Annotated in this window: 18 protein-coding genes; all 18 read right to left on the bottom strand. The window is 50.9% G+C overall.

Going from position 1 to position 22,448, the window contains the following annotated elements; translation table 11 throughout:
- Positions 1-2 precede the first annotated feature (2 nt).
- Positions 3-371 carry a response regulator gene (locus EZV72_RS04725; RefSeq protein WP_137166152.1) on the bottom strand — a complete coding sequence of 123 codons (369 nt, stop codon included), beginning with the start codon at positions 369-371 and terminating at the stop codon, positions 3-5.
- Positions 368-1,240, bottom strand: a complete 873-nt coding sequence (locus EZV72_RS04720) for a CheR family methyltransferase (RefSeq protein WP_137166151.1) — start codon at positions 1,238-1,240, stop codon at positions 368-370. The genes EZV72_RS04725 and EZV72_RS04720 overlap by 4 nt, the downstream gene beginning before the upstream one ends.
- Positions 1,233-1,874 carry a HEAT repeat domain-containing protein gene (locus tag EZV72_RS04715; RefSeq protein WP_137166150.1) on the bottom strand — a complete coding sequence of 214 codons (642 nt, stop codon included), beginning with the start codon at positions 1,872-1,874 and terminating at the stop codon, positions 1,233-1,235. Before EZV72_RS04715 ends, EZV72_RS04720 begins: the two co-directional genes overlap by 8 nt.
- The gene (gene cheB, locus EZV72_RS04710; protein WP_137166149.1) at positions 1,871-2,941 is read right to left on the bottom strand and encodes a chemotaxis-specific protein-glutamate methyltransferase CheB; all 1,071 of its coding nucleotides are present in this window, start codon (positions 2,939-2,941) and stop codon (positions 1,871-1,873) included. Before cheB ends, EZV72_RS04715 begins: the two co-directional genes overlap by 4 nt.
- Positions 2,942-2,951: 10 nt before the next feature.
- A complete protein-coding gene (locus tag EZV72_RS04705) occupies positions 2,952-4,508 on the bottom strand; it encodes a chemotaxis protein CheW (RefSeq protein ID WP_137166148.1) in 1,557 nt (518 codons plus the stop codon).
- A gap of 23 nt (positions 4,509-4,531) precedes the next feature.
- Complete coding sequence (locus EZV72_RS04700; RefSeq protein WP_137166147.1) at positions 4,532-6,439, bottom strand: methyl-accepting chemotaxis protein; 1,908 nt, start codon at positions 6,437-6,439, stop codon at positions 4,532-4,534.
- A gap of 334 nt (positions 6,440-6,773) precedes the next feature.
- Positions 6,774-7,157, bottom strand: coding sequence for an 8-oxo-dGTP diphosphatase MutT (mutT, locus tag EZV72_RS04695; RefSeq protein WP_137166146.1), 384 nt, complete (start codon positions 7,155-7,157; stop codon positions 6,774-6,776).
- Positions 7,157-9,877, bottom strand: coding sequence for a preprotein translocase subunit SecA (secA, locus tag EZV72_RS04690; protein ID WP_137166145.1), 2,721 nt, complete (start codon positions 9,875-9,877; stop codon positions 7,157-7,159). Before secA ends, mutT begins: the two co-directional genes overlap by 1 nt.
- Positions 9,878-10,036: 159 nt before the next feature.
- Positions 10,037-10,912 carry a M23 family metallopeptidase gene (locus EZV72_RS04685; protein ID WP_137166144.1) on the bottom strand — a complete coding sequence of 292 codons (876 nt, stop codon included), beginning with the start codon at positions 10,910-10,912 and terminating at the stop codon, positions 10,037-10,039.
- Positions 10,913-12,035: 1,123 nt separating this feature from the next.
- A complete protein-coding gene (gene lpxC, locus EZV72_RS04680; RefSeq protein WP_137166143.1) occupies positions 12,036-12,947 on the bottom strand; it encodes a UDP-3-O-acyl-N-acetylglucosamine deacetylase in 912 nt (303 codons plus the stop codon).
- A 148-nt stretch (positions 12,948-13,095) separates the two neighbouring features.
- The gene (ftsZ, locus tag EZV72_RS04675; RefSeq protein ID WP_137166142.1) at positions 13,096-14,292 is read right to left on the bottom strand and encodes a cell division protein FtsZ; all 1,197 of its coding nucleotides are present in this window, start codon (positions 14,290-14,292) and stop codon (positions 13,096-13,098) included.
- Positions 14,293-14,408: 116 nt separating this feature from the next.
- Positions 14,409-15,638, bottom strand: a complete 1,230-nt coding sequence (ftsA, locus tag EZV72_RS04670) for a cell division protein FtsA (RefSeq protein ID WP_137166141.1) — start codon at positions 15,636-15,638, stop codon at positions 14,409-14,411.
- Positions 15,639-15,657: 19 nt separating this feature from the next.
- Complete coding sequence (locus tag EZV72_RS04665) at positions 15,658-16,383, bottom strand: cell division protein FtsQ/DivIB (protein WP_137166140.1); 726 nt, start codon at positions 16,381-16,383, stop codon at positions 15,658-15,660.
- A gap of 22 nt (positions 16,384-16,405) precedes the next feature.
- Positions 16,406-17,347 (bottom strand): D-alanine--D-alanine ligase, encoded by a 942-nt coding sequence (locus EZV72_RS04660; RefSeq protein WP_137166139.1) that lies wholly within the window; start codon positions 17,345-17,347, stop codon positions 16,406-16,408.
- The gene (gene murC, locus EZV72_RS04655; protein ID WP_137166138.1) at positions 17,347-18,792 is read right to left on the bottom strand and encodes a UDP-N-acetylmuramate--L-alanine ligase; all 1,446 of its coding nucleotides are present in this window, start codon (positions 18,790-18,792) and stop codon (positions 17,347-17,349) included. The genes EZV72_RS04660 and murC overlap by 1 nt, the downstream gene beginning before the upstream one ends.
- Positions 18,792-19,865, bottom strand: coding sequence for an undecaprenyldiphospho-muramoylpentapeptide beta-N-acetylglucosaminyltransferase (gene murG, locus EZV72_RS04650; RefSeq protein ID WP_137166137.1), 1,074 nt, complete (start codon positions 19,863-19,865; stop codon positions 18,792-18,794). Before murG ends, murC begins: the two co-directional genes overlap by 1 nt.
- The gene (ftsW, locus tag EZV72_RS04645; protein ID WP_137168664.1) at positions 19,858-21,138 is read right to left on the bottom strand and encodes a cell division protein FtsW; all 1,281 of its coding nucleotides are present in this window, start codon (positions 21,136-21,138) and stop codon (positions 19,858-19,860) included. The genes murG and ftsW overlap by 8 nt, the downstream gene beginning before the upstream one ends.
- Positions 21,138-22,448: a UDP-N-acetylmuramoyl-L-alanine--D-glutamate ligase gene (murD, locus tag EZV72_RS04640; RefSeq protein WP_232364509.1), complete on the bottom strand. Its 1,311-nt coding sequence runs from the start codon at positions 22,446-22,448 to the stop codon at positions 21,138-21,140. The genes ftsW and murD overlap by 1 nt, the downstream gene beginning before the upstream one ends.

Raw genomic sequence — 22,448 nt, 5'->3', positions numbered from 1 at the left:
GGCTATACCTCGCCCAGCATCAGGGATACCACTTCATTGAGCTGGTTACCTTCAACCGGTTTTATCATATAAAAATTAGCACCACATTCATAAGCCCGGGTTGCATCTGACGATGCTGCCTCAGTGCTAATCATGATAATCGGTACCTGGTTCAGTAGATCGCTGCGACGGATTTCCTGACATAACCGGTAACCGTCCATTTTCGGCATGTTGACATCCACCATAAATAAATCGATGTTACGTCCAACCGCCTTTTCCAGCGCCTCGACTCCGTTCTCGGCTTCCTCAACCTGTCTGGAAGGGCTGGAGATCAGCGCCCGGTGATAAATTCTTACCGTGTTGGCGTCATCTACAATCATGACGGTTTTCATACTCTGTCTCCCTCAAAAAGCGGTTTCTGGTAAACAATCACATCGCCGAACTTTCTCACTTTAAACAGTGAGCTTATGCGGCTCATCGACTCAGAATGTCCCAGAAAGATATAACCGCCTGGGTTCAGCGCATCGTAAAGTACCTGAGCGGCCTGACGACGAGAGTCGTCATCGAAATAAATCAGCAGGTTGCGGCAAAATATCAGGTCGAAGCTGCGAAACGACTTGGTATTCTGGGTGCCAACAAGATTGGCCAGCGAAAAGGAAACCGACTCACGAATGTCATCACAAAGATGAAATTCCTGTCCTTGCTGAGTGAAGTATTTTTGTCTGATGGTAATAGGAATATTTTGTACCGAGCGCTTGGAATAGATACCGGCTTTAGCCCGGGCCAGCACACTGGTGTCGATATCTGAGGACACCAGCTCGACGTCACGGTGTGCCAGCCCTTTCCAGAATTCCATTAAAAATATGGCAATCGAGTACGGCTCCTCGCCGGTGCTGGAAGGGACCGACCAGATGCGTAAATCCTGGCCCTGAGGGCGCTGGCCGTCCAGTTCGTCCATCAGGTACTTACACATCGTCTGAAACTGATAGTCTTCACGAAAAAAATAGGTTTCGTTGACGGTCATGGCGTTGGTCAGGTTCTGAAACTCTTCGCCTGATGCCTGAAAGCGCATGAAGGTAAAGTAATTTTTAAACGTCTCGTGGCCGGTTTGCTTCATCCGTTCGCGTAAACGTTTATCAACAAAATAGCGCTTGGAGTCTTCAAAATGAATACCGGTTTTACGATAAAAGAGGGTTCTGAACCGCTCAAAATCAGCAACCGTTATCGTATCAGTGACTGCGCTGGCAACAGAGCTACTCATTCGTATCTCCTATGTTTTGTCTGACGCAGTTGATGGCAAAGGCAATGTAGGGAGCATCGCCAAATCGCTGGGATACTTTGTTCAGCACCGGCAGTGTAGAGGCATCCCCCACTTCGGCCAGTTTATCAATGGCGGTACCCACCACATTGATATTGTCGTCGTACATGGCTAAATCATGTAGCCACAGACGGGCGTCAGGATGACGAATAACGCCGATGATGTCAGCGGCAAAAATGCGTGTATCAGGGTCATCATCCAGCAGCAACTCTTTAACATGGGCAGCAAACAGATCCGGCTGACTCTGAAATATTTCTATTGCCCCGTTTCTGACCTGGGCATCTTCTGATTTCAACTTGTTGATAAGCGCCTGTACAATCCCCTCATCACACATCCCCTGAATGGCGCTGAACAGCGCTTCAATCACGTTGGGGTTGGTCTCTTTATCAATCTGGTCAAGAATTGCCGGTCGGGCTGCCAGGTTGTTGGTCAGGTCACGGGCAGCCCAGCGTCGCACATTTACACAGGAGTTGCTTAAATCATTGATCAGGCTGTTAAGGTCTCTTTCACTGTCACGGCGGTCTTCCTCTGCCGGTGCATCAACAGTGGCTAATGCTGCTTTTTTTAACCCCATCATACTACTCCTGCTATTTTGCAAATATTGAGCACCTTTGATGCTATCTGGTTACTGTCCAGAATGTGGCTGGCACAGCCCGTCTGAATCAGCTCTTTGGGCATACCAAACACAGTGGCGGTATTCTCACTTTCAGCAATCGTGACTGCACCACGCTGATAGGCCTGCGACATCGCTGCTGCGCCGTCGTACCCCATGCCGGTCAGCTGTATACACAACATATTGGCCGGGTTAATACAGCCGGTAGCAGACTCCACCATTCTGTCTACACTGGGGTGCCACAGATGCTTCGGACTGGCCGGAACAGGCCGGGCAAAAATATGATCGGCATTCTTAAGTAATGAAATATCCGCATCACCTTTTGCCATGTAGATATGACCCGGCTCGATACGCATTCGACTACTCACCTCTACCACGTGCAAATGACACAGATTATCCAGGCGCTTGGCCAGTGCAGCGGTAAACTGGGCCGGCATATGCTGGGCCACAATCACCGGGCAGGGAAAGTCAGCCGGCAGCCGGGTCAGAATCTGCTCCAGCTTTTTCGGCCCTCCCGTCGACACCCCGATAAATACATACTGGATGTCACCAGCGCTTGCCGGTGCCGGCCGCGCAGGCGGCGTGGCACGGCTAACCGGTGCAGCTGCCTGCCTAACCGGACGAGCCGTCCGGCTGACCGGTTTACCCGCCAGCGCGCTGATTTTTTCCACCAGCTCCTTTTCAATTTCGCTGATATCCCGGGTGACGGTGCCGCCGGGCTTAAGAACATAATCAGCCGCTCCCAGGGCTAATGCCTCAAGCGTCACCAACGCACCTTTACTGGTGAGTGATGACAGCATTAGTACTGGGCACTGATGCACTTTTTTTAGCAGGCTGAGACACGTAATACCGTCCATCACCGGCATGTTGATATCCAGCGTAATGACCTCTGGCCGGAATTCTGCTGCCTTACTTAACGCTTCTTCTCCATCCCGTGCGCTGGCTACTTCAAAACCGTTGCGGATGAAGGTTTCCGTAAATAATTTGCGCATTAAGGCAGAGTCATCAACCACTAATACTTTTACGGACATAACTTCCTCTTTAAGATACTGACAGGTTATCGATAGCTTCATCACTGAGCAGCACGGTCGGGTCGATCAGCTGAATAATACGTTGCTCATCATTCAGCTTAATCAGACGTGACAGCATTTGAGCCTGCTCGTTAGACAGCGATGGCGCGGATTCAATTGTCTGGCTAACCACCGTTTTTACCTCGGCGACACCATCTACAATAAAACCGGTTCGCTGTTTGTCGCGGGTCAGAACCACAATTCGCTGACGCTCAGACGTTTCTGCCACTGGCATACCCAGACGACTGCGCAGGTCAATGACCGGCAATACGGTACCGCGCAGATTCACAATACCGCGCAGGTAATCCGGTGTGTTGGGTACGCTTTCCAGCTTATCCGGCAGACGGGTGATTTCCTGTGTATCTTCAATACCTACACCGTACTCCTGGCCGTTAATCCAGAAGATCACATACTGCGAGTAATCATCTTCGTTAATTTCGGCCTGCTCTGCCTGTTTCATTGCCTCGTCCTCATCATTGACAGCATCCAGCTCACCCAGCGATGCATCCAGAGAGCGGGAAAACACATTATGCAAGTTGATAATGCTGATTAGCCGCTTGGTATCCGCACAGCGATAAACTGCTTCAAGCACACTTTCACTGTAGCCATCACTGAACATGGTCGGCACCGCTTCCAGCGCAGCCGGCGAAATGCTTACCACATTACTGACGCGTTCCACCACAAAGCCCACCGAGCCTGCCTCTGACTGATTGGCATGCACAATAATAATCCGGGCATTGTCATTCATCTGGCAGGGGTTCATGCCCAGATTCATCGACAAATCCACAATCGGAATGATTTTGCCTCGCATATTGACCAATCCCAGCACCGACGGGTGACTGTCTGGCAGCAGGGAAATATCATCCGGGATCCGCACAATTTCACCCACATCCTGAAGATGAAAAGCAAACTCCTGCTGGTTGAGTGAAAAACACACCAGCTGCTGCAACTGCTCTTCTTCAACCTGCTCGGTTTCCTGATTAAGCTTTTTGCTGCCGCCTATGGAGATAGCACTGCGTTTTTCTGCTGCCACCATATTGACCTGGGCTTCCACCAGGCGTCCTACATTGAGGATCTGTTCAATGGGCTGGTCGCTTTGCTTAACCAGACCATCCAGATAATCGTAGGAGATGGAGGAATCATTTTGCTTACTGCGACTGGTATCTACCGCGTCTTTGCTGACGCTGTAGACGCGGGCCACCCGGTCAACCAGAAAGCCGGTGACACCCAGTGAAGACTCCACGACCACCACCCGGGACGTATCGGTTTGCTCGCCGGAATGACCGAGTAGTACACAGCGCAGGTCATAAACCGGCAGTACACTGCCACGTAAGTTAGCCAGTCCCAGCATCTGTACAGGGCCAAGCGGCACCTCTACCATGGTTGGAACACGAATAATTTCGCCTACCGCCTCCATCGGAAAGGCAAAATTTTCCTCGCCGATGATAAATGACACAAACTGCTGCTCGTGATCATTAATGACAGATTCATCCTGGACATCGGTAGTAGGGGTTTCGACATCAGCCATAACCTTTCTCCTTACCCAGTGAATTAGCTGTTTTGCATTTCATCAGCCACAGATGCAATTTCTTCAATTGACCGGGCCAGCACTTCCATTCCTTTACTTTGTTGCTCAGAGGCAGACAGTGCCTGCTGACAATTACTGCTGGCCTGCTCATTGGCTGCAGCAATCTGTTCCATCCCTTTTTGCGCCTGACTTACCGCCGCCGCAATTTCATTTCCGGCGTTCTGCATTTCTGTGTTGTAATCCAGCACCTCTGTCATGTCTTTGGCAATGGCAGTAATGTCTTCGGTGGTTTGCCGGGCTTTAAGTACTTCGCGGGTAGCACTTTCAGCCACGTTAGTCAGATCCTGTTTCACGTTCAGGGTCTGGTCCTGAATGGCTTTAATAAGATCTTTGATTTGCTCAACATTCTCAGCAGCCTCGTCAGCCAGACTCTGAATATCGGCAGACACGACGGCAAAGCCTTTACCGTATTCACCGGCCCGAGCTGCTTCTACGGCACCATTTACTGCCAGCATGCTGGTTTTGACCGACACCGTCGTGATGGTATCAATAACCTTGTCGATTTGACGGGTCATGGCTTCCATATTGGTAATAGAGGAGACATTCTCTTTGCTGGTTTCCAGCGCGTTATTGATACCGGTGACCATTTCCTCAATGAGGATTCGGTTGTTTTGCAGTAGCTGAGTAATTTCGTTACCCCGGTCCAGGGCTTGCTGACACTGACTGGATGCCTGATCCACGCCGTCGCGCAGGGTATCGATGTTGCCAACTGACTGGTCTACTGCAGCAGCAGCCTGTTGTGAACCGTTGTTTACCTGATTCAGGGCAGTGGCAATTTCAGTAGAAGACCGGTTGATTTCTTCCAGTGTGGCAGACAACTCTTCCGCGGACGAGGCTACTTCCTCGGCGCTCTTATTAATGTCGGTACTGTTCTTTAGCTCTTCGGTGATAATTTCCAGCGACTGTGCTGCTTGTTCAGCCTGAGACAGCGCGCTGCTTTGCTCAGTTACATTACTGGACACTTCCTGCGCAGCTGAAGATTGCTCGTCGGCGGCACAGGATATGGCTTCAGCACCGGTCTGAATTTCACGGGCGGCACTGTCCATTTCCCGTATTCTGGTCTGTAAGCTCAGCGCGCCATCGGCAATCAGCGTCATATCGCTTTTAATACGCACCAGCTGTTCGGTGACCGACTCCCCTTTAGTCACTTCTTCCAGAGCCGCTTCAGAGGATGATTTGACCGCATCTGATACCCGGTTGGACTGCTGTTGAATCTGCTCAATTTGCATGGCAATATCCGCCGCACTTTTATCGGAGACTTCAGCCAGTGCGCGAACCGTATCGGCGACCACAGCAAAGCCTTTACCGTGTTTGCCGGCACGACCAGCTTCAATGGCCGCGTTTAAGGCAAGCAAATTGGTTTGATCGGCGATGCGGGTAACCTGTTTAACCGCTTCACCAATATTGGAGGCCTGTTGCTCCAGTTCGCTCATCATAACCACCGAACGAGCCTGATGTTCTGAAGCCGTTTTGACACTGGACATCATGGTCGACAAATCGCCTACCACCCGTTCAACAAAATTTTGCAGAATATTGGTTTTATCGAGGGTTTTACCGGACAATTCCAGCTGCGATTTCAGCGAGCCGGAAATCTGCGTAATGGCAGCCAGACTTTCCTGGCTAGCACTGCTGGACTCTTCTGCGCCGGCTGCAATCTCGTTGATGGCTGTTGATAACTGGTCGGTGGCACTGGCTGACTGGGTGATTCCGCTAGCCAGTTCAGCGGTAGCCGAGGAAATTCGCTCTGCGGCCTGTTGCTGACGGGCCAGAGTACGGGCCTTACGCCGCTCTGCCTCTGCATCTTTACGCATCTTTGTATCAACCCTCACTACAGGGGCAGGCGCTTGCTCGGTATGTTTTTTAAGTGCCATGACTTATCCTCAATAAACCAAGAAATAATAAAATCCGTTATCCGGTGTTATAAGGTTTAGTCAGGAACAGTCTGCTTATTGTTATAGCTTTGCATACCAAAGTATGGATTCAGGCACTGCGCAAATCACTCAGATGACACAAATGCCACATAGCCAGTGTCGCTAATGTCATGGTACAAATAAAAATCTGCACCTATTCAGGGGGGTTACCTGGAAAAGCTCACGTATTAACGAAATTTAATAATCAGCAAATAGACAAAAGTAGCAGGCGGAAAATATCACATTTTTTTACAGGCGGAATGGCAATAAAAAAGCGCCTGTAAAAGGCGCTCTGTTAGCATTGCAGCTGTTCAATAATCTGCACATTGGCGGCGGGAAAGTCCTCTGCCCTTAAGGCATCAACCGATACCCATTTGCCGGGCTGGGATTCTTTGCCATACGGCTCGTGTTCGAATTGCTCAACCACATGAACATCCAGGCATACCCTTTTATCACCATAGTCATGTTCAATCAGCACCAGAGGTGCACTGGCGTGCACCTGTATCCCAATCTCTTCATGCAGTTCGCGGCATAGCGCGTCAAATGTTGTTTCTCCGGCTTCAATCTTGCCTCCGGGAAATTCCCATTTGCCGCCCTGATGCTGGTCAGCGCTGCGCAGGGTTACAAATATCTGTGCCCCGCGCTTTACCACACCCACGGCCACACTGACCTGTTTCATCAGGACAGCTTACCGTGGCATTGCTTGTATTTTTTACCAGAACCACACGGACAAGGGTCATTACGACCTACTTTTGGTCCTTCACGCAATGCGGTTTGCGGGCCCCGCGGTGCTTCTGCCGCGGCTGCGTCCGGTGCGGTATCCGTTTCCTGATGCTCAAAGTTTTTGGGCACATCATCTGCCTGACGACGCTGCTCTTCGACTTTTTCTACATCAGATTCAGCCCGCACCTGAACCCGGCTCAGTACAGTAATCACTTCTGTTTTAAGCGCTTCGAGCATTTGTGAGAACAGCTCGAACGACTCACGCTTATATTCCTGCTTAGGATTCTTCTGGGCGTAACCGCGCAGGTGAATACCCTGACGCAGGTGGTCCATGGCCGCCAGATGCTCTTTCCAGCTACTGTCCAGATTTTGCAGCATGACTGCTTTTTCAAACTGACGCAGCACTTGCTCGCCAACGATTTCTTCTTTCGCTTTGTACGCCGACTCCACTTCTCCGGTAATCCGCTCACGCAGCTTTTCTTCGTATAGCTTGTCGTCGCTGTCCAGCCATTGCTGAAGGGGAAGATCTACCGCAAAATCGGCTTTCAGACGCTCTTGCAGACCATTAACATCCCACATTTCTTCCAGCGACTGCGGTGGGATATATTCGCTGACCACTCCATCAAGTACATCGTGGCGAATGGCGGTAATGGTTTCACTGATATCGCCTTCATCAAGCAGTTCATTACGCTGCTCATAAATCACTTTACGCTGATCGTTAGCCACATCATCGTATTCCAGCAGTTGCTTACGAATATCGAAGTTACGGCCTTCTACCTTACGCTGAGCATTTTCAATAGCCCGGGTTACCCACGGGTGCTCAATCGCCTCGCCTCGCTCCATGCCAAGACGCTTCATCATGCCAGCCATTTTTTCAGAAGCGAAAATACGCATCAGTGCATCATCTAAAGACAGATAGAATCGGCTTGACCCCGCATCCCCCTGACGACCAGCACGACCACGCAGCTGGTTATCGATACGACGTGATTCATGACGCTCAGTACCTATAATGTGCAGACCGCCAGACTCCAGCACCGCATCATGACGGGCTTTCCACTCAGCCTTAATCTTTTCGATTTGCGCGTCAGTCGGATTATCAAGTTTCTCGACTTCGCTTTGCCAGCTACCGCCCAGCACAATATCCGTACCACGACCGGCCATGTTGGTGGCGATAGTGACTGCCCCCGGACGACCGGCTTCTGAGATAATATCCGCTTCCTGGGCGTGGAATTTTGCGTTCAGTACCTTGTGTTTAATTTTTTCTTTTTTCAGCACCCGGGACAACAGCTCTGAGTTTTCGATGGAGATAGTGCCCACCAGTACCGGCTGACCGCGCTCCACACATGCCCGAATATCCTGCACGATAGCTTCGTACTTTTCTTCTGCAGTCATGTAAATCAGGTCAGCCATATCTTTACGAACCATGGGCTTGTTAGTCGGGATAACCACGGTTTCCAGACTATAGATATGATTAAACTCAAAGGCTTCGGTATCGGCAGTACCGGTCATCCCGGCCAGCGTGTTATACAGACGGAAATAATTCTGGAAAGTGATAGAGGCCAGCGTCTGGTTCTCGTTCTGAATCTTTACGCCTTCTTTGGCTTCTACAGCCTGATGTAACCCTTCTGACCAGCGACGTCCTTCCATTGTCCGTCCGGTATGCTCATCAACAATAACAATCTGGTCTTCCTTAACGATGTAGTCCACATCTTTCTGGAACAGCTTGTGAGCACGCAGTGCCGCGTTGATATGGTGTAGCAGAGAAATATTACCTGCATCAAACAAAGACTGTCCTTCCGGCAGAATGCCTTTTTCCAACAAGACTTCTTCTACATGGATCTGACCTTTTTCAGTCAGATGGATTTGTTTGGCTTTTTCATCCACGGTGTAATCACCGTCGCCCTGTTCACCTTCCTCGTCTTCTTTTTCCTGCTGAACCAGCTCGGGAATAACAAGGTTAATAGCGCGGTACAATTCCGCGTTATCTTCGGCGGCACCGGAAATAATCAGCGGGGTACGTGCTTCGTCAATTAAGATAGAGTCAACTTCGTCCACCACGGCAAAATTCAGTTCTCGCTGCACCCGGTCTTCCGGGCTGAACGCCATGTTGTCACGCAGGTAATCAAACCCGAATTCGTTGTTTGTACCGTAGGTCACGTCAGCCTGATACGCCTCACGTTTCATTTGCGGCGGCATGCCCGGGATATTACAACCAACAGTCATCCCCAGAAAGGCAAACAATTCCCGGCTCCAGTCAGCATCACGCTTGGCCAGATAGTCGTTCACCGTAACAACGTGAACTCCTTTACCGGATAAGGCATTTAAGTAGGTAGGCAATGTGGCGGTCAGTGTTTTACCTTCACCAGTACGCATCTCGGCAATTTTACCCTGATGCAGTACCTGGCCACCCAGCATCTGAACATCAAAGTGGCGCATACCATAAACCCGCTTACTGGCTTCACGTACCGTTGCAAACGCTTCGGTTAACAGGTCATCCAGCGAGGCGCCGTCAGCGATACGCTGTCTGAACTCGGCGGTTTTGGCTTGCAGCTGCTCGTCAGAAAGCGCTTCAAATTCCTTTTCCAGGCCGTTAATGGCATCGACAGATTTTTTTAGTTTTTTTACAAGTCGGTCATTTCGGCTACCGAACACTTTTCTCAGGACGCTTGAAAACATTACGTTGCAAATTCCACTACTGGTTAAGGCTGCCTAGTCACAGACATCGCCTTGCTGTTTTTGAAAAATGACACCTTACGCGAAACAACATAAGGTACGCCACCCTAACTTTATGCTAAGGCCGCAGACACAGAGTGAATGATTAGACAGGTTACCCTGCTATTGGCGGGTAAACGGAAGGGGGTCGACAGGTTGTCCGTTCTTAATTACTTCGTAATGCACATGCGCGCCCGTGGAGCGGCCTGTATTCCCCATTCGGGCAATAGACTGACCTTTGGTGACAACGTCACCTACCACAACTTCAATATCCTGATTATGACCATACCGGGTGGTGTACCCGTTTTTATGTTCAATTTCTACCAGGTTACCATAACCGCTGCGCTCACCTGCCCAGGTCACAATACCTGCAGCAGTGGCAACAACATCTGACCCAACCGGGCCTGCGAAGTCCAGCCCTTTGTGCATAGCCGGGCTGCCTGTAAATGGATCTGCGCGCATGCCGTAATAAGAAGACAACCAGCCAGACGCAACCGGCCTGCCTGATAATTGACTCTGTTGTTGGATATGGTGACCCCGAACCAGACTTTCAAGCATTGCCAGCTGACGGGCTTTGTCGTCAACGCTGGCCTGCATGGCCTGAATCTGCCTGAGCACGGGTTCATTATCCATCGGTTGTGCTACGGCATTGGTGACAAAAGCATCTAAATCCTGTGCTTTCATCCCTAATTCTTCAGCAATTTGTTTTCCACGACCATCAAGCTCACTCATCTGGCCTTTAAGCTGTGCAAGCTGGGTAATAATCACCTGCAGCTGGGCCTGAGTACTGGCTTCAAGTTCGGCCAGTGCAGCACTGTCTTCGTCGTTGGCTTGCTGGGCCAGACTCAGACGGGCAATATCCTCGCTAACCAACTCCGTCGAACGACTGGAGATCAGCATCAGCAACGACGACAACACGGTCAGACTGACCAGAGTGCGCATGCTGAACGCCCGCCGATAGCGAACATTTTTGCCGATAAGGTTAATGGTTAACTTCATAATGTACCCGTGGAATAAACGAGCATTAGTGTACCCTTGTTCGCCACAATGAACAAATAAGAATGATGCCGGGCAGGCTCCCTCTATCTCTATGACAAATAGGCTCTCCTAAGCAGCCCGGCTAATGTAAAACAACCTTTGAACAAGCGTAGTCAGGTTCCAAGGAGATCCCTGATAGCCCTTCGGGCTTCAGGGACGACGCATATTAATCTGTCGTTCCGGTGAAAATGGGGATCTCGCATATTTCGTCGTCCCCGCGAAAGCGGGGATCTCGTTAACAGGCTGACTGATTAAATAAAACTGCCACTAGAGCTGTTCATCCATGAAGCATTGCCCAGCCGCACATCCATGTGCGTCGTTCAGTCAGCTGTGTCATGCCACCGGCATAACGGTCTGCCTTCACCCCAGATACCGCTGCGGGCTTCAGGGACGACGCATATTAATCTGTCGTCCCCGCGAAAGCGGGGATCTCGTTAACAGGCTGACTGATGCAAAACATCCTTTGAACCAACATAGTCAGGTTCCAAGGAGATCCCTGATAGCCCTTCGGGCTTCAGGGACGACGCATATTAATCTGTCGTCCCCGCGAAAGCGGGGATCTCGTTAACAGGCTGACTGATTAAATAAAACTGCCACTAGAGTTGTTCATCCATGAAGCATTGCCCAGCCGCACATCCATGTGCGTCGTTCAGTCAGCTGCGTCATGCCACCGGCATAACGGTCTGCCTTCACCCCAGATACCGCTGCGCGATTCAGAGACGACTGGATTATTATGGCTCTGTGCGATTCAGGGACAACGGAAATATTGTTGCTGTGTGCCCTGGGACGACGAGTAATAGCCGTCATCCACCACTTACCGTCATTCCCGTGTAAACGGGAATCTCGTTAACAGTACGGTTGATTCAAAATAGCCTTTGAACGAGTAGAATCACATTCCAGGAAGGTGCCCTGAACCAACGGAGCCTGGTTCCAAGGAGGTCCCTGATATCGCTGCGCGATTCAGGGACGACGGGTGGGAATTAATAACATCAATAGTCTCTCAATAAAGAATCCGGAAAAACTCTTGCGCAGCTCAGATACAAAAAAACCGCCCGAGGGCGGTTTTTCTTAAGCTTGCCGGCAATTATGCCAGAACCGGTTCTGCATAACGAATTGGCAGTTCTTCCTGGTTTTCGTAAGTTACGAATTCCCAGGCATCTTCCATTGCCAAAACCTGATTGAGCAGTTTGTTATTCAGGCCGTGACCTGTTTTAAACGCACGCAGTTCACCAATGATGCTGTGACCACCAAGATACAGATCGCCTACCGCGTCCAGAATCTTGTGCTTCAGAAATTCGTCATCGTAACGCAAACCTTCAGGGTTCAGAATACGAAACTCATCCAAAGCTACCGCGTTTTCCATGCTTGCACCCAACGCCAGGTTGTTTGCATTCATGTACTCAACATCGCGCATGAAACCAAATGTACGGGCACGGCTAACTTCGTTCACGTATGACACGCTGTCAAAGTCTAGCACCATGTGCTGACGGGTTTGCGATATCACCGGGTGGTCAAAATCAATTTTGAAATCAACCCGGAAACCATCGTGAGGTACCAGTTCGGCCCACTTATCACCGTCTTCAACACGAACCGACTTCTTAATGCGGATAAAGCGCTTTGGCGCATTCAGCTCTTCGATGCCTGCTGATTGCAGCAGGAAAATGAACGGGCTTGCACTACCATCCATGATTGGCAATTCGTTGCTATCAACCTCAATAATGATGTTGTCGATACCAAGCCCCGCCAACGCAGACGCTAAATGCTCCACGGTGTGAACGCTCACGCCGTCTTCGTTGTTAACACACGTACACAACACGGTGTTACCTACAGCGTTTGCGCGCGCAGGAATATCCACAAAAGGTTCAAGGTCAGTACGCCGAAATACAATTCCTGTATTCGCGGGCGCTGGCCGGAGAGTCATTGTGACCTTCTCACCTTTGTGCAAACCGATTCCAGTTTCCTGAACCGGATGTTTGATTGTACGTTGTCTAATCATCGTTTGCTTTTACCTATTCAAAAAGCGGTCGCGTATTATACAGGCAATAGCGATCCTTTGTCAAAAATGTGTCACTTTGACAAAAATTCAAGTGCTGCCATAACTTTATGGCAGCAACCCGACGCCAGATTTTTGTAAAACTAACCGTTTAGTCAGCTTGTTTGCGCAAAAATGCCGGAATATCTAAATATTCAAGGTCATTGTTTGGTTGCGCTTCATCATCTGCTTTCAGTGCCTGATTACCTTCAGTTCCGCCAACATTGCCGCGGTGCTGATGGTGCCCATGACTTTCCTGCGACTGAGACTGGTTATTTCCACCAAACTCGCGCGCTGATGATGATGACAAGCGTGACCCTTCTGGACTCACCAGAGAAATGTCTGGTTTCTTCTCAGCGCCAATGCCTGTTGCCACTACGGTTACACGTAGTTCATCAGTCATATCCATATCGATAACTGTACCGACCACTACTGTTGCATTTTCTGAGGCAAATGCTTTAACCGCATTACCTACAGTCTCAAACTCATCAATTGCAAAGTCCGGGCCAGCTGTAATATTCACCAGAATACCACGAGCGCCTGACAGGTCGATATCTTCAAGAAGGGGACTGGCAATTGCCGATTCTGCCGCTTCTTCAGCACGGTCAGGACCCGATGCTGCACCGCTGCCCATCATCGCTTTACCCATCTCAGACATCACAGTGCGAACGTCCGCAAAGTCAACGTTGATAAGGCCTGGACGCGTGATCAGCTCAGCAATACCCTGGACTGCACCACGCAGTACATCGTTAGCAGCACTGAAGGCCTGTAACAATGGTGTGCCCGGTCCCATGACCTTTAGCAGTTTTTCATTAGGAATAGTGATCAGAGAGTCAACATTGTTAGCCAGCTCAATAATGCCCTGTTCTGCAAATGTTGTGCGTTTTTTACCTTCGAATGGGAAAGGTTTAGTCACTACCGCAACTGTCAGAATACCCATTTCGCGCGCAATTTTTGCCACTTCAGGCGCTGCACCTGTTCCCGTACCACCGCCCATACCGGCTGTGATAAAGACCATGTCTGCCCCGTCCAGAGACTGGCGAATGGTCTCACGATCTTCCTGCGCCGCATCACGGCCTACATTCGGATCAGCACCGGCTCCCAGACCTTTGGTCACATTTGAGCCGATTTGTAATGTAATATCTGCGCTAGAGCTACGCAGTACCTGTGCATCAGTGTTGATGGCGATAAATTCTACACCTTCGATGCTTTGAGCCACCATGTGCTCAACTGCATTACCGCCGCCGCCACCGACACCGATGACTTTGATTACGGCTTCTTCGCCGTGACTATCCATTAATTCAAACATACTTACTCTCCGGTTGTACGTCTTTTCAACACTAAGCCAGGTCATTGACAGCAGATCGTTTGCATCCGTGTCGATCTTCAACGCCGTAGCTTTAGCGCCCCCAAAATATTAAATGATTAAAAATTACCTTTGAACCAGCTTTGCACCCGGTTAAATACACTCTCAACCGGTTTGTGCTTACTGATTTTTTTATTCTCTGACTGCATCTTCCCATACTGTAGTAACCCTACCACAGTCGCAAATCCTGCATCGTCAGTATATTCGGACAAACCTTTCACATTGATCGGCTTACCGACGCGCACAGGCATCTGGAACAATTCTTCGGCAAACTCAACAGCCCCTTCCATCTTGGCGGTTCCGCCAGTCAGGACCAGTCCTGCTGCAATCTGCTCTTCCAGGCCACTGGCACGAATTTCATCGTGCACTAATTCATATAATTCCTGATATCGTGGTTCTATAACTTCTGCCAGAGTGTGGCGGGACATCGCCCGCGCAGGCCGTCCACCCACGCTGGGAACCTCGATATTATCTTCCATGCTCACCATGTCTTTCAGTGCGCAGGCATAATTCACTTTTATATCTTCTGCATTGCTGATCGGTGTGCGGAAAATCTTGGCTATGTCACTGGTTATCTGATTACCGGCCACAGGGATCACCGCGGTGTGACGAATTGCGCCATCAGTGTAAATCACGATATCCATTGTGCCGCCGCCAATATCTACAACACACACACCTAACTCTTTTTCATCGTCGGTCAGCACCGCATAGCTAGACGCCAGTGCCGAGAAAATCAGCTGATCTGCGGTCAGCTCACAACGCTCGATGCATTTGGTCAGATTCTTGGCCATATCATCAGCGCAGGTAATAATGTGCGCGTCTGCTTCCATCCGTACACCGGACATACCGATCGGATTTTTAATTCCTTCCTGTACGTCGATGGTGTACTCCTGCGGCAGTACATGCAGCAAGCGTCGCTCCGCAGCAATCGGTACCGAACGGGCAGCGTGAATCACGTTATCCACGTCTTCCTGCGTCACTTCCTGATTATTAATCGGCACCATGCCGTTTTCGTTCTGGCATTTAACGTGACGCCCGGAAATAGACATAAACACAGAAGATACCCGGCAGTCGGCCATCAGCTCCATTTCGCTGACCGCATTTTCCACTGACTTTACCACCAGGTTCAGGTCGTTAACGCCGCCTTTGTCCATACCTTTTGAAGCATGAGTTCCCACACCGACAATACTGATCTGACCGTCGTTGAGCACTTCGCCCACCACGGCCTTCACCTGACTGGTACCAATGTCCAGTCCGACGATCAAATTGCGTTCAGCAGCTTTCGACATGTTTATTTTTACTCTCTTACTAACTTTGTTTGTCGTCTTCGAGCCACCCCACAGCAAATCCTGTGTCATAGCGCAAATCCACGTATTTAACCGGCTTTTCGTTTTTTGTCAGCAGCGGAAAAACATCGATAAAGCGCTGCAGCCGGTCAATAAATTCCTGACGACCTAAATTAAGTTCAATGCCATTTTTAAGCTGCACCTGCCAGGCAAAGCGCTCGCTTAATGACAACTCAGAAATACCCATGGATGAGGTTGCCAATAGCGACTTCATCGCGTTGTAGCCCTCCAGTGCAGTTTTTTCACTGCCACCGGGGCCAAACAGTTTTGGCAAAGTCATTTCAGGTGCACTGGCCTCAAAGGTATCGCCGTACGGATTTAGCAGCATATCGTCATTCCACTGGGCGACGGGCTGCTGCTCAACCAGATAAATTTTTAAGGTATTGGGCCACTGCTTGCGCACCGATGCCCGATAAATCCAGGGCTGTGCTTCAATCAGCGTGAATACCTCATTCACATCAAGCTCAAAAAAACTGCCAGGTTGAGATTGCCGAATCAGTTGCTCCAGCCGACCCACATTCACGTGTGAAAACTCACCCGAAAAGTTAATCACCTGCACCGGCATACGCTGTTCGTCTTTCAGCCAGTCATTAACCGCAAACCCACCATAGGTCAGCGCGCCTATCAGACTTAGCAAAAATATCAGCCCAGCCCATAAGCGTGCCTGTTTGCGGTCCATTACCTGCATCGGTCCAATCTGTTCCTGTCACTTATTCAGGCATACTGGTCGCCAGTATGGCTAAGGTCAATGCGTCAAAATCTATACCAGCAACCCGGGCGGCCTTGGGCACCAGACTTTTTTCAGTCATGCCGGGAACGGTATTGGACTCCAGCAGATAAAAATCGCCTGATGCATCCTGCATCACATCCACTCTGCCCCAGCCTTTGCCGGACAGCGCGTGAAATGCCTTGGATGCCAGTTCCGCCAATCGCGCTTCCTGCTCGTCGCTTAAACCGCTGGGGCAGAAATACTGCGTCGTATCATCCTGATACTTGGCTGCATAATCGTAAAATGTATGGGGGGTAGACATGCGGATAGACGGAAGAGCTTTTCCCTGCAATAAAGCAACGGTAAACTCGGGGCCGTCAATGAACTGCTCCAGCAGGACCTGATTATCATAATTAAAGGCGTCCTGAATGGCAGTTTCTAGTTGTTTAGCGCTTGTCACTTTTGCCATGCCAATGCTTGAACCTTCACAAGCCGGCTTGACCATGACTTTATTCCCCAATCTTTTCATTATAGCGCTGCATGATCCAGCTTCAAAGTCTGATTTATCAGCAATTTGGTATTTCGCCGTTGGCATTCCCAGGCTTTCCCAAATTTGCTTACTGTGAATCTTGTCCATGGCCAGCGCTGAGCCCAGTACACCGCTGCCGGTATAAGGGATTTTCAACTGTTGTAACGCCCCCTGCATGGAGCCGTCTTCGCCGCCGCGCCCGTGTAACATGATTAATGCGCGATCAACTTTTTCTTCTATTAAATCAGTTATTTGCCTTTTTGCAGGGTCAAATTCAATAACATCAATGCCTTGTCTTTGCAAGGCTGCGGCCACCGCTTTACCAGAACGTAACGAGACTTCCCGCTCCGCTGAGTCTCCACCAAGCAGTACTGCGACGCGACCAAAATCACTTGCCTGATATGTATTACTCATTACTTTTTCTCATCCAAAATATTTTTCGGTTCCATTTTTGCAGCTGCCAGATATTTTGCAATCTGGCCGATGTTACCTGCGCCCTGAGTCATAACCAGGTCATTTTCCTGCATAAGGTTTGCCAGAATTCCGGGTAAATTTTCTTTATCACCTACATAAATCGGCTCAAGCTGTCCACGAGCCCGCATCGACCGGCACAATGATTTACTGTCAGCACCGTCTATCGGCTGTTCGCTGGCCGCATAGACGTCTAACATCAGCAGCACATCGACCTGTGACAACACTTCCACAAAATCTTCGTACAGATCCCGGGTACGGGAAAACCGGTGGGGCTGATAAATCATCACCAGCCGGCGTTGTGGCCAGTTGGCCCGCGCCGCCGCAATGGTTGCAGCCACTTCGGTAGGATGATGACCATAATCATCAACCAAAGATACCTCTCCTACTGAGGTCGCAAAATCACCCAACAGTTCAAACCGTCTGCCGATTCCGCCAAATTCTTTCAGGGCTCTGACGATGGCATCATCTTCCACGCCCTCGTCAGTGGCCACGGCAATCGCAGCCAGCGCGTTAAGCACATTGTGCCGCCCGCTCAGGTTGAGGGTAACCTGCAGATCATCACAGCCTTTACGGTGGACAGTAAATTGTGCCTGGCCAAACGCCAGTTGCACATCAGTGGCGGTAATATCGTTATGGTTTTCAAACCCATAGGTAATAATATTGCGGCCGATTCGATCACGTATAGACTGAATATTGTGATCATCACCACACAATATCGCCTGGCCATAAAATGGAAGGTTGTGCAAAAAGTCCACATAGGTGTCCTTCATGCGGTTGAAGTCACCCTCGTAAGTGTCCATATGATCCGCTTCGATATTGGTCACCACTGCCACCATAGGTTGCAGGTGCAAAAACGATGCATCACTTTCATCGGCTTCAGCAATTAAATACCGGCTGCGCCCCAGCCTTGCGTTGGTACCAGCGCTGTTGAGCAGGCCACCGATAACAAACGTGGGATCGCGCTCAGCTTCTGCAAAAATGGTGGCAATCAGGCTGGTTGTGGTGGTTTTACCATGCGTACCAGCCACCGCGATGCCATGTCGAAAGCGCATCAGTTCAGCCAGCATTTCTGCCCGGCGAATGATGGGAATACGCTGCGCCCGGGCGTACTGCACCTCGGGATTTTTTTCGTTAATGGCACTGGATACCACCACCACATCGGCGTGCTGAACATTGTCGGCAGCATGGCCAATACTGACCTGCGCGCCCAGCTCCGTCAGCCGTTCGGTCATCGCGCCGGGCTGCTGATCTGAGCCGGCTACCTGATAACCTTCATTTAATAATACCTCGGCAATACCGCCCATGCCGGCGCCACCAATACCGATAAAAAAGATGCGGTTAACCTTGCGCATCTGGGGGCTTTGAAACGGCGTTTCTAAAACCATCAGGCCGTATCTCCTAGCAGTGTCCTGCACTGTTTTACTACATTGTTTGTTGCATCAGTTATTGCCAGTGCGCGGGCTTTAGCGCCCATTTCCACACACTGTTGCGGGTACTTTGTCCACGTTGCAATAACCCCTGGAAGCTGTTCCGCCAGCTGTGTCTGGGGTATCAGCGTCGCTGCCCCAGCCTTAACCAGCGCAGCAGCATTTTTTGTCTGGTGATCATCCACCGCATGGGGCAGCGGCACAAATACAGCGGTCAATCCGGCTGCTGCCACCTCTGCCACGGTTAATGCCCCAGCCCGGCAGATTATCACATCTGCCCAGTGGTATGCTGCTGCCATATCGTCAATAAACTCAGTCACCCGCCACTGACACCGGGCGTTGTCATACGCCTGCTCCAGCGCAGCCTGATTACCGCGTCCGCTTTGATGCCAGATTTCCAGTTGCGACTGACTGGCAACAGCCTCAGGCACTAGCGTGTTTAACGGTACAGAGCCCAGACTTCCTCCGACTACCAGTAGCCGTAGCGGTGTGTGAGCACTGACTTTTTGAGGCAGTGCGCAAATCTCAGGGCGAACCGGATTACCCACAGTGATACACCGTGTTCTGGCAGCGCCAAACTGCTCTGCGGCCTCAGCGAAGCCCAGCAGAATTTTACTGGCCAGCTTGCCCAGCAGCTTGTTGGTCATGCCAATAGCGGCATTTTGCTCGTGGATAACAACCGGTACACCCGCACTCCAGGCCGCGGCGCCGCCAGGACCACTGGCATACCCACCAAATCCTACGACCAGATCTGGCTTGAGTTTTTTGATGAGCCGGCGCGCCGCAATCAGACTTTTGGCCAGTGCAAGTACGCCCTGAACACGGGCACTGAGCCCTTTACCCCGCAAGCCCTTCACCGGTAAAAAATGAATTGGAAAATCATGCTTTGGCACCAGCTGCGCTTCCATCCGCTCGGCGGTACCCAGCCACTGGACATCCCAGCCCTGTTCACGTAGCTCGGTGGCTACTGCCAGCGCCGGAAAAACATGACCGCCGGTACCGCCCGCCATAATCAGGCATCGTTTACTCACTGGCGCTCTCCCGGGCCAGTTCATCCACCAGCGCTTTAGCCTGTTGTTTGCCATTGTCGGCTTTAGGTTTATTCAGTTTTTTAGGCTTTTCCCGGGCTGGCCGTACCTGGCTGTCTGCCTGGCGCGCCTCATAATCAATCCGCAACAGCATGGCCACCGCCACTGACATCACAATCAGGCTGGTACCGCCATAACTGATAAACGGCAGGGTCAGGCCTTTGGTAGGCAAAATACCAACACTGGCGCCCACGTTAACCGCGGTCTGAAAACTCAGCCAGATGCCAATCGCGTAGGCCAGATACCCTTCAAACGGACGTTCATGCTGAATGGCATGATGACCGATACGCATTGCCCGGGTGACCAGAAACAGAATCAGCCCAAGTACGAACAACACGCCAACAAACCCCAACTCTTCTGCCAGAATGGCCATAATGAAATCAGAATGTGCCTGAGTCAGAAATTCCAGTTTCTGATAGCTGTTTCCCAGCCCCTGCCCAAACCAGCTGCCGCGACCATAAGCCATTAAAGACTGAGTCAGCTGATAGCCACTACCAAAGGGATCGGCCCAGGGGTCTAAAAAGGACGTCACTCGCCGCATCCGATATTCTTCAAACACAATCAGCATCACAATGGCTACCAGGCCAACAAATACAACGCCGAAAAATTGCCAGAGCCGGGCCCCGGCCAGAAACAACAACCCCATGGTCGTTGTCAGCATCACCACCATGGTGCCAAAGTCGGGCTGAAACAGTAACAGCAGGGCCAGCACAAACATCACTACCAGAGGTTTGATAAATCCTTTGAGATTCTCGGTCAGCTCTTCGTAGCGGCGCACCAGATACCCGGCCAGATAGGTAAAGAAAAATAACTTGGCCAGCTCCGCAGGCTGAAGGGTAAAAGGCCCCAGTACAATCCAGCGGGTACTGCCATTGATACTGCGCCCAACCAGCAACACCGCAACCAGCAGGCCGATAGCTGCCAGTAGCAGCCAGGGGTTAACCAGCCGCCAGAAACTCATTGGAATATTAATCACCACTGCGGCAGTACCGATGGCCACCAGCAGATAAATACCGTGTCGGATAGAGAAGTAGAACGGACTGGTATACTCACGCTCTGCCACCGGCATAGAAGCCGAGGTCACAACGATAAGGCCTATCGTCATCAGCGTCAGGGTGACCAGTAACAGAGGCACATCAAAGGGTTTACGCAGGCCATTGCTGTTATCATGGCGAGCACTGAACAGTCCGGCCAGTTTTTCGGTTGCCGCTCCCATCATTCGGCGCCTCCGGCCACAGCCTGGGCGAAGACTTCGGCCCGGTGCACATAATTTTTAAACATATCCAGGCTGGCGCAGGCCGGTGACATCAACACAATATCGCCGGGACTGGCCAGCGCCCGGGCCTGTTCGACCGCTTCAGGCATGTTGGCCACCTGATACGCGCCGCTTTTCAGTGCGGCCAGTGCAGGGCCATCTTTGCCCAAAGTGATAAGCTCATCCACATACTGGTGCAAATAGGGGGTCAGCACAGCAAAATCGGCTCCTTTACCATCCCCGCCGGCAATCAGAATCAGGCGGCCGGTTTTTCCGGCCCCAAGTCCGGTCAGCGCAGCAATCGTCGCACCGGCATTGGTTGCTTTTGAATCATCAATCCAGCGAATTTTGTCGCTGGTTGGCAGGGTTACGCACCGATGCGCCACCGGAGCAAAGGTTGCCACTGCCGCAGCAGCGGCGCTGGCCTCTACACCGGCACACATCGCCAGGCCTATTGCAGCCTGAATATTAAGAATATTGTGCGTACCGACCAGCTGTACGGTGCTGATATCCAGCAGGGGTTTACCCTGCCAGGTGATCATATTATTGCAAAAACCAAAGTCGTCGGCGGTGTCAGCCAGGCCAAACTCATGCACCTGTACAGATAATGACAGTGGATAGGTCAGCTGCTGTTCACGCCAGCATAATGCCTGAGTCGCATGGTTGAAAATACGTTGTTTGGCATCACTGTACGCGGCCATGGTTTTGTGGCGATCCAGATGATCATCGCTAAGATTAAGCAGCGTTGCGCCCTCCAGCGCCAATGATGAGGTGGTTTCAAGCTGAAAGCTGGATAGCTCCAGCACCACCATGTCAACATCATCGTCAAGCGTGCTTAGCGCCGGTTTACCTACGTTACCTGCCGCCACAGCGCGAATGCCGCAACTATTGAGTATGTGGGTCAGCAGCAGGGTTACCGTGGTTTTACCATTAGAGCCGGTAATGCCCAGACACGGGCGGGTGTTGATACGGGCAAACAGCTCAATTTCACCGATAACCTCAACCTCTGAGGTCATCGCCTGCTGCACGCCTTCATGCTGTAAATCAATGCCGGGACTGACCACCAGTGTGGTCACATCATCCCAATACCCCTGCGGCAGTGCACCACGCACCACCGGACAGGTGATATCGTCAGGCACTGGTGCATCAGCACGGGTATCCCATACCTTTAACTGCGCCTGCTGAGAGAGTAAAAAGCGGATACTCGCCTGCCCGCTGATACCCAGCCCGGCCACCACAATCCTTTGTCCTGCAAGTTGTAGGGACATCAT

The organism is Salinimonas lutimaris (assembly GCF_005222225.1).
Taxonomy (GTDB): domain Bacteria; phylum Pseudomonadota; class Gammaproteobacteria; order Enterobacterales; family Alteromonadaceae; genus Alteromonas; species Alteromonas lutimaris.
This window is presented reverse-complemented; position numbering and strand designations above follow the sequence as displayed.